14 protein-coding genes are annotated in these 12,793 nt (G+C 70.7%); 10 read left to right on the top strand and 4 right to left on the bottom strand.

Going from position 1 to position 12,793, the window contains the following annotated elements:
- Positions 1 to 348: peptidase inhibitor family I36 protein (locus BFF77_RS04720; protein WP_141698359.1), on the top strand; the 348-nt coding region annotated here is incomplete at its 5' end.
- A 288-nt stretch (positions 349 to 636) separates the two neighbouring features.
- Here BFF77_RS04720 and BFF77_RS04715 read toward each other — a convergent pair.
- Together BFF77_RS04715 and BFF77_RS36585 are read right to left on the bottom strand one after the other, a co-directional pair.
- On the bottom strand, positions 637 to 1,305 hold the full coding sequence (locus BFF77_RS04715; RefSeq protein WP_066944082.1) for a class I SAM-dependent methyltransferase: 669 nt from the start codon (positions 1,303 to 1,305) through the stop codon (positions 637 to 639).
- 226 nt (positions 1,306 to 1,531) lie between these two features.
- Positions 1,532 to 1,783, bottom strand: coding sequence for a hypothetical protein (locus tag BFF77_RS36585; RefSeq protein ID WP_245703232.1), 252 nt, complete (start codon positions 1,781 to 1,783; stop codon positions 1,532 to 1,534).
- Positions 1,784 to 2,440: 657 nt separating this feature from the next.
- Between BFF77_RS36585 and BFF77_RS04705 the strand changes: the two genes are divergently transcribed.
- The 8 genes from BFF77_RS04705 to BFF77_RS04675 all read left to right on the top strand — a co-directional run bounded on the left by BFF77_RS04705 (position 2,441) and on the right by BFF77_RS04675 (position 10,789).
- Complete coding sequence (locus BFF77_RS04705) at positions 2,441 to 3,271, top strand: class I SAM-dependent methyltransferase (protein ID WP_066944078.1); 831 nt, start codon at positions 2,441 to 2,443, stop codon at positions 3,269 to 3,271.
- A 2-nt stretch (positions 3,272 to 3,273) separates the two neighbouring features.
- Entirely contained in the window at positions 3,274 to 3,984 is a 711-nt protein-coding gene (locus BFF77_RS35445) for a tRNA-dependent cyclodipeptide synthase (RefSeq protein WP_169922612.1), read from the top strand.
- Complete coding sequence (locus BFF77_RS04695; protein WP_169922611.1) at positions 3,965 to 5,191, top strand: cytochrome P450; 1,227 nt, start codon at positions 3,965 to 3,967, stop codon at positions 5,189 to 5,191. Before BFF77_RS35445 ends, BFF77_RS04695 begins: the two co-directional genes overlap by 20 nt.
- 180 nt (positions 5,192 to 5,371) lie before the next feature.
- On the top strand, positions 5,372 to 8,065 hold the full coding sequence (gene lanL / locus BFF77_RS04690; RefSeq protein WP_245703230.1) for a class IV lanthionine synthetase LanL: 2,694 nt from the start codon (positions 5,372 to 5,374) through the stop codon (positions 8,063 to 8,065).
- Between the two features lie 44 nt (positions 8,066 to 8,109).
- Positions 8,110 to 8,265: a VenA family class IV lanthipeptide gene (locus tag BFF77_RS35440; RefSeq protein WP_169922610.1), complete on the top strand. Its 156-nt coding sequence runs from the start codon at positions 8,110 to 8,112 to the stop codon at positions 8,263 to 8,265.
- Positions 8,266 to 8,496: 231 nt separating this feature from the next.
- A complete protein-coding gene (locus BFF77_RS04685; protein ID WP_066944070.1) occupies positions 8,497 to 8,835 on the top strand; it encodes a hypothetical protein in 339 nt (112 codons plus the stop codon).
- On the top strand, positions 8,832 to 9,938 hold the full coding sequence (locus BFF77_RS04680; protein WP_425424337.1) for an ABC transporter ATP-binding protein: 1,107 nt from the start codon (positions 8,832 to 8,834) through the stop codon (positions 9,936 to 9,938). Before BFF77_RS04685 ends, BFF77_RS04680 begins: the two co-directional genes overlap by 4 nt.
- Positions 9,935 to 10,789, top strand: coding sequence for an ABC transporter permease (locus BFF77_RS04675; RefSeq protein ID WP_066944068.1), 855 nt, complete (start codon positions 9,935 to 9,937; stop codon positions 10,787 to 10,789). The genes BFF77_RS04680 and BFF77_RS04675 overlap by 4 nt, the downstream gene beginning before the upstream one ends.
- Positions 10,790 to 10,829: 40 nt before the next feature.
- Here BFF77_RS04675 and BFF77_RS04670 read toward each other — a convergent pair whose 3' ends face one another.
- Both BFF77_RS04670 and BFF77_RS04665 read right to left on the bottom strand, forming a co-directional pair.
- The gene (locus tag BFF77_RS04670; RefSeq protein ID WP_066944066.1) at positions 10,830 to 11,456 is read right to left on the bottom strand and encodes a DUF6000 family protein; all 627 of its coding nucleotides are present in this window, start codon (positions 11,454 to 11,456) and stop codon (positions 10,830 to 10,832) included.
- Positions 11,457 to 11,500: 44 nt separating this feature from the next.
- Positions 11,501 to 11,818, bottom strand: a complete 318-nt coding sequence (locus BFF77_RS04665; RefSeq protein ID WP_281196250.1) for an acetoacetate decarboxylase family protein — start codon at positions 11,816 to 11,818, stop codon at positions 11,501 to 11,503.
- Positions 11,819 to 12,259: 441 nt separating this feature from the next.
- On the opposite strand from BFF77_RS04665, the gene BFF77_RS04655 reads away from it, so the two are divergent.
- Entirely contained in the window at positions 12,260 to 12,646 is a 387-nt protein-coding gene (locus BFF77_RS04655; RefSeq protein ID WP_066944060.1) for a hypothetical protein, read from the top strand.
- Positions 12,647 to 12,793: the final 147 nt, after the last annotated feature.

Raw genomic sequence — 12,793 nt, 5'->3', positions numbered from 1 at the left:
GCCGCCGCTGCAGCGGCGGCACTTCTGTCCGCCGCCCCCGTGCAGACGGCGGTGGCCCTGACCGCCGGGTACGAGTGCCACGACGAATCCATCTGTCTCTACTCCTCGCCGAACGGAGGCGGCGAGGTCTATGCCGTCGGCCAGGACATCCCTGACCTCTCGACGATCTCCTGGAACGACAAGGCACGCAGCGTGAACAACGAGACGTCTGACGACTGGTGCCTGTACCGCGACAGCAACTACAAGGGTGAGTGGAAGCTGGTGACGCCCCAGCAGCAGACCAACCTCCTCGGAGACTTCGACCGCAAGGTGAGCTCCCTGCGCGCCGAGCCCGACGGCGGCTGCTGATCCCTTTCCTCGCCATCGAGGCGCGGAGGGCACCGGGCGGCGAAGGCCAACGACTCCCGCCGGCCTGATCCCGCCCGGAGCGCCGGCTGCCGTGACGGTCAGCACCGCGCCGCGTTGCCGATGGCCCTTGTACGACCGGGCCATCGGCAACGCCGATCCTCCGCCTTGCGCTGCTCCCCGTACCCGTGAACGGCACGTGAGGTACGTCCGCGTACGTCCTCCGTCGGACGTCCCGGGGTCGGACGTCCCGGGCCGATCCGTGAAGACCGACCGGACAGGACCTGGTCCTCAGGCGGGGCGCTTGGCCATGACGACCAGACCGGGCCCGGTATGTTCGTCCGCCGGGAGCCGAAGTTCCGCGACCGGGTGCAGTCCAGCCTGCTCGATCAGGTCCACGAACTGTTCCGGCCGCCATTTGTGCGTCGTCCACCGAACGGGTACGCCTCCGTAGGCCTCGGTCCGCACCGCGTCCTCGTCGCCGACGTGTGTTCCGGTGATGAAGTGGCCGCCCGGTTTCAGGGCGCGCGCGAACAGGGCGAGAACCTGAGGAAGGACGTCGCGGGGGAGGTTGAACAGCGACCACCACCCGAGCACGCCGCCGAGGGACGCTTCTTCCAGGTCGAGATCGGTGGCAGAGGCGACGCTGAAGCGGCATTGCGGATGAAGACGGCGCGCGTTCTCGATCATGCGGGGTGAGAGATCGACTCCGGACACGTCGAGTCCGCGTCCGGCGAGGTAGCCGGTCACCGTCCCGGGCCCGCAGCCGACATCGAGGACGGGCCCGAGCTCGCCCACTGCGTCGGCGAAAGCGTCGATTGATGCCTTGAGCCACGGACGGGTACGGATGTCACCGACTCCCGTCGTCACCACCATGTGGGCGTAGTTGTCAGCCACCCGGTCGTAGGACTCACGGACCACGTCGAGATCGGCTGGGCGGTCAATTTGGTGTGCGCGCATCGGGCAACAATATGACGGCGGTCGTGGTGCCGGTGAGGTGGTATCGAGCCGGTACGACCACGGCCCGGCCGTGGCGCCGTGCCTACTTGGCGAGAGGGCCCCGCTTCCCCCGGGCCGGCCGCCGCGGTACGGCCTGGCTGTGCCATGGCCAACACCCCGGGCATTCGCGGGCCTTGTGCAGTCGCACCGAGCCCAGGCGAACTTTTGCGGGCCACCAAGCAGACACCTAAGGACGCGTGGCTGCGGCAGCGATGCCCGACTTCCGAAGCGTGCGGGCCAGGTGTTCCATCTCGGGAAGCGTTCCCGAGTAGTCACCGTCCAGCACGCGGCGCAGCACAGCCTGGGCGTTGATCAGGTCGATGCCGAACTCGGCCCGCAGCACACGCATGATCGCGACGCCCTTCGCCGGCGGACTGCTCACCCGCAGCCTCGCGGGTCCATGCTCGAAGAGCATCTGATCCCGTCGCTCGGCCGGCATGTCGTCACCGCACACGGCTACCGCGAATCCACAGGCGGAACACGCTGACTCCACGTCCCATCGCAACTGGCTGTTCACCAAGGCCTGGACTCCCCAGCATGCCAGCTCGGCACCGCAGTCCTGGCATACGGCGAAGTACCTGACCGATTCGAAAACCGCCTGATCCATCCCCACCCCCGATGGTGACGAGGTTAGACGACAAGGCCAGTGCCTGTGCCTGTTCCCGCGGGGCCGGTGCTGTTCGCGATCGGACTGGCGTTCAACGTGTTCACGCTTCCGGCGCCGCCCGTGGGTTCTCGCCGCGCCGTATCGCGGCAAGGATGACTGACACGAAGTACGGACCCTGGGCCGGAAGCGCCGGCCGCACGAGGGGTGCCGACCGAGGAAGTCCGCCGCGGCCCCGCCGGGGACGGCGGTGACACCGGCCTCGGGCGCGACCGTTCCCATGGCTCGGGGACGACACGTCGCGTTCCGACGAGTGCCCGACGGCACCCGCCCGACACCCACCGTGTGTCCGAACGCCGGGGCTGTGGTGCGCCCGGGCCTCCAAGAGTTTCGAGTCGGCGGCGCGGCTGCCCCTGCCTTCCAGAGGCTTTCAAGGGTGTGGCACTCGTCCCGGGACCGGGCGTGACACACGTGACACAAAGGAATGAGGAGATGGCGATGAATTCCCAGTTCGACACGACGGTGGCGGCGTACGAGCGCAGCATGGAGCTGATGCCCTTCCGGGAACACGTCGAGGCGTACAGCTTCCTGAACGCGGTCGGTGACGTCGTCGGGCGTGATGTGCTCGACCTGGGGTGCGGCAGCGGGCTGTACGCCCGTCGGCTGCGCCGTGCGGGGGCGGCCCGGGTGGTCGGGATGGACGAGTCGGCCGCGATGGTGGAGCACGCGCGGCGGCGCGAGGAGCGCGAGGGACTGGGCGTGGAGTACCGGGCCGCGGACGCCGCCGATCCGGCCGCCGGTGATCTGCCGGGCATCGCCGGGGCGTTCGACGTGGTCACGGCCGTGTACGTGCTGCCCTACGCCCCCAGCCGGGAGGCGTTGGAGGGGTTCTGTGTCGTGGCGCGACGGGCACTGCGCGCGACGGGCGGGCGGTTCGTGGCCGCGGTCCTCAACCCCGAGTTCTCCACGGATCCGCAGTGGTACCGCGGCTACGGCATGCTCCTGAGCGCGCGGCAGTCACCGGCGGAGGGCACCCCGGGGCACATGCGGGCCTGGGTCGGGCCGGACGTACTGGACCTGGACTTTTTCCGCTGGTCCGCGGCAGCGCACGAACAGGCTCTGGAGGCAGCCGGTTTCGACCGCGTCTCGTGGATCCGTCCGACCGTCTCCGAACAGGGCCGCGCGAGGTACGGGGAGGCGTTCTGGGCGAACTACCTCAACTGCCCCCACGCGCTGATCGTCCACGCGCAGGCCGGCCCCCGTACCGAACTCGCGGACCGCGCCCTCCCGGCGGAAACCACCGAACCGACGGAGGAGAAGTGAACGTGGATCCCAGCGGGTTCCGGGTGGAGGGGCTCGACCTCCACAGCCCTCGCCTGTCCGAGCGGTACGGCACCGTGGTGCTGGGGCTGTCACCGTTCAACTCCTTCTATTCCACGGAGACCGTGACCGCGTTGTGCCGAAGCGCCGCGGTGTCCTTCTCCGACGTGCACGTGGTTCTCCCGGGGGCGCCCGAATCGGCGTTGCGGGACATCTCCGCGGGCAAGGCGCCACGGCGCGCGGTCCTGCGTTCCAAGCGCGTCATCCACAACATGCGCAACGTGGCGCGTCGCGCCCTGGCCGACTGCGGGGTGCCCGACACGGACTCCCGGGTCCATGTGCTGACCCGCTTCGCCTCCCAGCCGCGCTACCGGGAGATCCGGGCACGCGTCGAGACCGCGTATCGCACCCAGGCCCCGATGCGCGAGGCGGTGCACGCGATGACGCGCACGGCCCTGGCCACCTCCGTCGACTCCGAGCCCACACCCGCCCAGATCGAGGACAACACGCGCTACATCTTCGCCGAGTCGCCGCTGCTGCTGGACTCCACCGGAGTGCTGGCGCGACCCCGCGCGCTGTTCGTGTACCACCGCGGGGTGCCCGTCTACGACGTGGTGGCCGCGGGCCGAGTTCCCGGCCTCACCGTCGGGGCGGGCCATGTCCTGTCCGTGCTCACCGATGAGAGGAACGACCGTGGTGACGACCATTCCCGATGAACTGACCTGGCCCGACTCCTTCCCCACCCGCGGGCACGGCCTGCCCCCGGAGATGTTCGACGTCCTGCGGCGCGAGCGGCCGGTGGCCCGGGTGGCGTTCCCCTCCGGCCACCGGGCGTGGCTGGTGACCCGCCGTACCGACATCACCGCGATCGGATCGAGCCGCGACTTCTCCCGCGACCTCACCGGCCCCGGTGGGCAGCGCATCGCCGGAGAGGACTTCAACAGCGTCCCCGGCGGCATCTTCAACCTCGACCCTCCCGCGCACACCATCGTGCGGCGCGTGGTCCAGCCGTTCTTCAACCCGGCCGCCGCGACGGCCCTCCAACCCGCGGTCGCCCTGGCCGCCGCCGATCTGGCGATGGTGCTGCGCGACGGTCCCAACCCCGCCGACCTGCACCGCGCGTACGCGCACCCGCTCGCGGCGACACTGGCCTGCGACCTCATGCGTGTGGCACCGCGGCAACGCCGCAAGATCGTGCCCCGACTGCGCTCGCAGGTCGACTACACGACACCGGTCGCCACGATCGGTACCTCCACCCGGTGGATGCTCGACTTCGCCGACGAGGTCATCGGCGCCAAGGGGGCCGACTACGACCTCGACAGCGAACCGCGCGACCCGGTGGAGGCGTTGATACGCGCCCACCACCGCGGCACCATCACCCGGGAGCAGTTGCACGCGACGGTGATGTACCTCTTCGTCACCTCCGCCGAACCCGTCACCGGCCCGGTCACCACCGGCGTCTACACCCTGCTGCGACACGGCGACCAACTCGCGCGAATACTCCGCGACCCGGGTCTGTGGCCCACCGCGGTGGCCGAACTCCTGCGACTGCACCACAACGGCATGACCTCCATGCCCCGTGTCGCGCTGACCGACACCGAACTGCACGGGGTGCTCATCCGGGCCGGCGACGCCGTCGTCACCCCCTGGGTCGCCGCGACCTGGGACCCGGAACACTTCAAACAACCGGAGCGGTTCCGCCTCGACCGCAGCACGCAGGAGGACCCGGCGGTCACCTTCGGCACCGGCCCCCACTTCTGCCTCGGCGTCAACATCGCCCGTATGTACCTGGAGACCGCGCTCTCGACGCTGTTCGACCATCTGCCGGATCTGGCACTGGCGGCCAAGCACGAGGACATCGCCTGGGAGCCGGACACCTACCTGTTCACCCGGCCGGTGGAACTGCCCGTCACCTGGTCCTGAGTTGTCCCCCCGGCACCCGCACCACCCCGCACCGCTTCCCTGCGCCGGGCGCGCTTTCCGGAGGTGAGCGCGACACCGCACGCTCCCCGAATGGGGTGAATCCGGCAGGCTACGTGTTGGCGTGTCTATGTCACCGGGCATCCCACCGCCAGCGGTTCTCGCTGTTGGGAGGGACAGGCAATGACGAGTCACACCATGGAAGCCGGACTGGAGGGTCCCCTCCGCTCCGAAGCCGGACTGGAGGGCCTCCTTCACCGAGCGCTGGAAGCCTCAGGAACAGGCGCGCGCTGGACGGCCGGCACGGACGAGACATGGTGCCGCGTCGCGCCTCGGTCCGCGTCGCGGCGCGAACAGGGCTGGAAGCTGCACCTGTCGGCCACCGTCGCGTCCGCGCCGACCGTCCTCGCGAGGGCTCTCGACGTACTGCTGCCGGAGGATTCGGCGTTCAAGTTCGCGAGGTCGCTCGACCAGGTGAGCGCGCTCAACTCCCGTGCCACGCCCAGGGGAAGCTCGGGCAAGTTCATCACCGTCTACCCCCGCTCCGACACGGACGCGGCCCGGCTCGCGCAGGATCTGCACCGGGCCACGGTGGGCCTGCCCGGCCCCAGGATCCTGTCCGACCAGCCCTACACCGCGTACAGCCTGGTGCACTACCGCTACGGTTCCTTCGTCGGCCGGCGGCGGCTGTCGGACAACGGCCTGCTGGTCTGGTTCATCGAGGACCCCGACGGCAACCCCGTGGAGGACCAGCGCACCGGCCAGTACACTCCGCCGCCTTGGGCGGTGTGCCCGTTCCCCACCGCGGTGCCCGTCCCGTCGCGCACCGCGGAGGAGACGAGCGGCACGGTGATGCTCGCCGGACGCTTCGCGGTACGGGAGGCGATCCGGCACACGAACAAGGGCGGCGTCTACCGGGGTACCGACGTCCGTACGGGCGCCGGCGTGGTGATCAAGGAGGCCCGGCCGCACGTCGATGCCGACGCCTCCGGCCGCGACGTCCGTGACTGGCTGCGCGCCGAGGCCCGGACCCTCGGGAAGCTCAAGGGCCTGGGGCTGACTCCGGAGCTGCTGGCGCTGTTCGAACACAGCGGGCACCTGTTCCTGGCCGAGGACCAGGTGCCCGGGGTTCCCCTGCGTACCTGGGTAGCCGAACACTTTCGCGACGTCGGAGGCGAGCGCTACCGCGCCGACGCGCTGGCCCTGGTCGCACGCCTGGTGGACCTGGTCGCGGCGGCCCACGCCCACGGCTGCGTCCTACGGGACCTCACACCCGGCAACGTCATGGTCCGCCCCGACGGCGAACTGCGTCTGATCGACCTGGAACTCGCCGTTCTGGCGGACGACCTCCCCCTGCCGACCCGTCTGGGCACCCCGTGCTTCAGCGCCCCCGAACGTCTCTCCGACGCCCCCGTCTCCCCGACGGCGGACTACTACAGTCTGGGCGCCACCGCCTGCTTCGTCCTGGCCGGGAAGGTGCCGAACCTGCTGCCCGAGGAGCCTGCCGCCAGGGCCGCGGAACAGCGGCTCGCCGGCTGGCTGGCCGCCTGGACCGGAACGCTGTCCCTGCCGGACGGCGTGACGGACATGCTCCTCGGCTTGATGAAGGACGATCCCGCCGAGCGGTGGGACCCGCCCAGGGCCCGCGAGGCTCTCCGGAAGTCCACCCCGGCGCGACCGGCGTCCGACGCCGTTGCCCGCACGGCAGAGGACGACGACCCTCACGATCCGGTGGCCGACCTGGTCGACCACCTCATCGACTCGATGACCCCGGCGGACGACCGACGGCTGTGGCCCGTGTCCACCACGGCAGGGGAGACCGACCCCTGTACCGTGCAGCAGGGCGCGGCCGGTGTCCTGGCCGTACTGACGCGTTACCACGCACTCACCGGCGACCCCCGTCTGCCCGAGCTGATCTCCACCGCCGGCCACTGGATCGCACGCCGCACCGACACCGCCCTCCCACGCCCCGGCCTGCACTTCGGCGGACGCGGGACCGCCTGGGCCCTGTACGACGCCGGACGCGCCATCGGCGACCGGCGACTCACCGATCACGCGCTGGCCCTGGCCCTGGCACCGCAACTGCCCACGCCCAGCTACGACATCACCCACGGCACCGCGGGGAGCGGACTGGCCGCCCTCCACCTGTGGCACCGTACCGGCGACCCGCGCTTCGCCGAGCTGGCCGTCGACGCCGCCGACCGCTTGGCCGCCGCCGCATGGCGCGAGCCGTCAGGAGTGAGCTGGGCGGTTCCCGCGGAGGCCGTTTCCGAGGAGGCCGGCAAACGCTACCTCGGCTTCGCCCATGGAACGGCAGGCATCGGCTGCTTCCTCCTCGCCGCCGCGGCCGTCTCGCAACGCCCCGAGCACCTGGAACTGGCTGTCGCGGCCGGCGAACACCTGCTGGCCAACGTCGCGTTCATCGGCGGCGCGGCACACTGGCCCGCCCAGGCCACGGACGTACCCACGGCCCCGTACTGGTGCCACGGAGCCGCGGGCGTCGGCACCTTCCTCGTCCGGCTGTGGCAGGTCACCGGCGACGACAGGTTCGGCGACGTCGTACGCCGTGGTACGCGGGCCGTCGTGGAACGCGCCTCCCGCGCCGCCCTCACCCAGTGCCACGGACTGGCGGGCAACGGTGACTTCCTTCTCGACGTGGCCGACGCGACGGGCGACCCCGAATATCGCGCCATGGCCGAGGGCCTGGCCCGCCTCATCCTCGCCGAACGGGCCCATCGCCACGGCCACGTGGTCTTCCCCAACGAGTACGGCGACGTCTCGACCAGTTGGAGCGACGGATCCGCCGGAATCCTTGCCTTCCTCCTGCGGCTCCGCCACACCGGTCCCCGGCACTGGATGGTCCAGCTGCCGGTCTGAGCGGCAGGAAGTTCTGCCGCCACCCCAAAGAAATGGAGAAACCCATGGAAAACCAGGACCTCGAACTGCTGGCCCGACTCCACGCTCTTCCCGAGACCGACCCCGTCGGCGTCGACGGAGCGGGATTCGCCCAGACGTGTGAGTGCATCGGTCTGCTGACCCTCCTCAACACCATCTGCATCGGCATCAGCTGCGCCTAGGCACAGTGGCACCACCCGGTCGGCGACTGCTCCGGACAGCCGCCGGCCGGCGTGACGGCCGGGCCTCGGGCGCGGCCGTCGGCGGCTTCGCAGCGCACCCGAACCGTACGGTCCCGCCACCCGCCGACGGCACCGTTCCACCGGCGGGCGCCCCTCCGGGGCCGACCGCCATCTGCCGCGCCGGCGGCATGGCCTCGCCGATCCCACGACCTGTCAGGCCAAGGAGACGACATGAGCCCCCTGGTCCCGCGCCCGTACATCCGTACCGCTTCGACCGCCGAGGGAACGGTCCCGCTCCACCGGCGGACCGATACCTGCCGGCGGATGAACCCCATCCCGAGCCTGGTCCCGACCGCGCTGGACGGCGCGAACATCACCGAGGCCGCCGACCGGGCGGACGTCACACACCCATCGACCGCCGCACGCGCGCACAAGGACGCCGTGGCGCCGACGCAACCGTCGCACGACGCGAAATCGCAGGTCACCGCGCCACCACCGGTCACCGTATGGCCCTCGCCGCCCTCGCCGCCCCAGGGCGGGAACCCGCCGAGCGAGGAGGCCACACCGTGAGCCGGCAGCTGCGCGCCGGTGACGACCGTCCCACCCGAGCAGCCCTCATCGCCGACCCGAACGCCGCCCCCCACCCTCCGGAGCCCGCGTACGCCATCCGCACCCGCGGTCTGGTCAAGAGCTACCCGGGTCCGGCAGGCAGCGCCATCCACGCCGTACGCGACCTGGACCTCGAGGTGCGACAAGGCGAAACCTTCGCCTTTCTCGGCCCCAACGGCGCCGGGAAGTCCACCACCATCGCCCTGCTGTGCGCCCTGGCCCGTCCCACCGCCGGTCACGCCAGGGTGGCCGGTGCCGACGTGGTCACCCAACCCCATGAGGTGCGGCGGCAGGTCGGCATGCTCTTCCAGCACAGCGCACTGGACCCGGACCTGACAGCCGACCAGAATCTCCACATCCACGCGCGCCTCTACGGGCTGCGCCGCCGCCACGCCCGCGAGCGCGCAGCCGAGGTACTCGAGATGGTCGGACTGACCGACAGGCGTCGCTCCCCGGTTCGCACCCTGTCGGGCGGTATGCGGCGCCGCCTGGAGATCGCCCGCGGAATGCTGCACTCTCCGCGCGTACTGTTCCTGGACGAGCCGACCACCGGACTCGACCCCCACGCCCGCGCCCAGGTGTGGGAGCACCTGCGCGCACTGCGCGACCGGAACGGCAGCACGCTTTTCGTCACCACCCACTATCTGGAGGAGGCGGAGAACTGCGACCGCATCGCCATCATCGACCGTGGCCGCCTGGTGGCGCAGGGCACGCCCGCTGCTCTCAAGGCCGCGATCGGAGACGACCGGGTGGCACTGCGCACCAGTGACAACGTGACAGCACAACAGGTCGTGCGCCGGATCGCGCCGTCGGACCAGGCCATCACCGTGGACGCCGACGGGGTCTGCCTGCGGGCGCCCGACGGCAGCGCCTGGATTCCCCGCCTGTGCGCGGCACTGGAAGGGCACGGCATCGCCGTGCACGCCGCTTCCGCGACCCCACCCACGCTCGACGACGTCTTCTTCCACCACACCGGCCGCAGCATCCACGCCACAGCACCCGGCCGGACACCGGCCGACACCAACCCGAGCGAAACCACGGCAAAAGGCGAGGGCGGCCGATGACCACACCCACCCTCCAGGCCCCAGCCGACTCCGGCACCGAACGGCCGGCCCGCCTGCGGCACGAGCTGCGCGCCGTCCACGCCCTCGTCTACCGCGATCTGCTGCGCCTCGCCGGCCAGCGCACCCACACCGCCCTGATGCTGCTCCACCCCGTGCTCTACCTCCTCGTCCTGGGAGGCGGACTGGCCGCCCTCATCCCCAGCACCTCACTGGGCGTCGGCTACCAGACCTATCTCTTCCCCGGGATGCTGATGATGACGGTGCAGATGCCGGCCATCACGGTCGGCATGCGCCTGATCGCCGACCGGCAGAGCGGTTATCTACGAGAACTCCTGATGGCCCCGGTCAGCCGCTCGACGCTGCTCCTGGGAAGCTGCGTCGGCGGCACCCTGGTCGCCACGGCCCAGGGCGCCGTGCTGCTGAGCCTGGCCGGTGCCGTGGGCCTGCCCTACGACCCACCGCTCCTGGTGCTGCTTCTCGCCGGCATGATCCTGGCCTCCTTCACCGTCACCGCCCTGGCGCTGGCGCTGGCCGTCAGCCTGCGCAGCGCCGAGACGTTCCACATGGTGCTCGGCCTGGTGATGATGCCGCTGCTGTTCCTTTCCGGTGCCTTCTTCCCGCTGGCGACCATGCCCGGCTGGGCCCGCGCACTGGCCGATGCCAATCCGCTCGCCTACGGAGTGGACCTGCTGCGCCGCTGCATCGCCCTGCTCGTACCGGATCAGGCAGCGGTCGGCGGCATCGAATGGGCCGGCCGGCAACTTCCCCTGCTCCTCGAAGCCGCCCTCCTCCTGACCGGTGGCGCGATGGCCCTCCTGTGGGCCGCCCACCGCTTCAACCGCCCGGAATGACCAGCCGGCCGGGCCCGTGGCGGTTGGCGGACCGGCAGTGTCATCGATTCCTTGCCGGGCGGTGCCCGGCGCTCTCATCGGCGACGGCGCAGAGCCGGCTGATCATCTCGCGATAGCTGTCCGGCGTGCCGTGGTGCTCCTTGCGGGGCGGTCCGTCGATCCACTGATGCCAGAGGCCGTCCGCGGTCAGGAGCCGGGCCGCTCGATCGGTACCGAGCTTGGCGTCGAGGTGGAGAAGCGCGCCCATGGCGGCCGGCTGGTCGTAGTAGAGGTCGGGTCGTCGTAGGTAGCGATCGAGGTAGGCAACCAGCGGGTCCGCGTCGGCGGGAGTCGCGAACGTGGCGAAGGTGACGCAGTAGGCCGTCCCCGCGAAGCAGACCTCGCTGGCAAGCAGCATTTCGCCGAGGCGTTCGCGGAACTCGGTTCTGCGGGCGACGGCGATGAGCCAGGCTGCGGTTTTCCGTTCGCGCCACGTGCCTTCGAGCAGGATGGTCAGCTCACGGGACGTGATGTCGTCGGCGTCCTCGCCGAGCTCCCGTTTGAACTTGGTGCGCTCGGCTTCGGTCAGGCGCCTGAGAGGGCCGCCGAGTCTGAGGTAGCGCCTGTCGGGCCTGACGTAGCGGTGGACAAGAGCGAGCAACTCGGGGTCCTGGTTGGCGAAACGCATAGCCGCATCCTGTCCTGGGCGAGGCCGTTCGACCACTGTTTTTCTCAGTCGCACTGGTCAGCCTGCCGACTCGCCGTGTGCGTCGCCGAGGGCTTCGACGGGGCCGGTGATGTGACACAACCGGAGGAGTCGGGACGGCCAATGTAACGACCGCCATGCCTCGTCCAGCCGTAACAGACCTTGGCTTCGGCGATGCGCTGTCCGGCGGCGGAGGCGGTGGCGCCGAACTGTCCGCGGGGGCCGAGGACAGGGGTGCCGGGTCCGCCGACGGAGTAGGCGCGGGTCCGGTGGACGGCGCCGAGCTTCTTGGGGAAGCCCTGGATCCAGCCGCGGGCCATGGCGGAGTCGTTGTCGACGTGGATGTAGGGGCACCGTGGCCGTACTGCTCGCTGTCAGGCGCTGTCAGGCGCTGCGCGGGGCCAACGCGCCACGCGGTGGCGGAGGTGGACGACTCTCGGGCTGAGGGGGCGCGTCTCGACCAGTTCGAGATCCACCCGGCGCTCGTGCTGGGGGAAGAATTCATCGAGCTGACGTGGGAACGGCGCCGCGGACACGGCCCGTGGGTCCGTCCCCACGGCTGCCGCCGCCGCGTCGAGGTCCTCCTCGTCGGATGCCTGGTATGAGACTCATATCCCATAGGTAACCCTCCGGGGCGATAAATCCTCCATGCGGGCTTAACCGGCGCTCCGGCTGGGTCATGTCCCAGAGGGGCCTGCCGGTCCAGGGGGTGACGCCCCGCCGGTCACCGGTCAAGTCGGCAGGTCCGCCCACAGGGGACATCCGCACTCACAGGGGAGATGAGTATGCGACACACGACCCGGGCCTTGCTGGCCGCCGCCACGGTGGCCGGCACCCTTCTGTTCGCCGCAACGGCCACCGCCACCGCCGCCTCGGTGAGCGAGTACACCATTCAGGCCGAGGGCCAGGCCCGTGGCTACGGCGGAGTCGATGACGACGGCCTGCGTGTCTACGCCTGCGACACCAACCCCGACAATTGGGGCGTGCGTACCCACTACACGTACCGCAACTCCACGGGCGGCACTGCCACACGCACCGTCAGCGACGCCAACGGTGTCACAACCGGCTGCGGCGAACAGAACATGGCCCGCAGCACACCCGCCCTCAGCTACCAGGTGTGCACCGGACGGGCCGGCGCCGACACCGTCTGCAGTCCCTGGATCCGCCTCTGACCGAACACGGGTCGGAACCGGTCGGCCGACAAGGATTCCACCGGCGCCGCCCTCATTCCCGGCCGGGGCTGAGGTGCGGCGCCGTGGTGCCTGGCGTGACGGGCGCGGGCGGACGGGGAATCCCGGGCATGAGCGGAGAACGAGGCG

It is taken from the genome of Streptomyces lushanensis (genome assembly GCF_001700515.1).
GTDB lineage: Bacteria > Actinomycetota > Actinomycetes > Streptomycetales > Streptomycetaceae > Streptomyces > Streptomyces lushanensis.
Note: the sequence above shows the minus strand (reverse complement) of the source record. Positions and strands in the feature narration are given on the sequence as shown.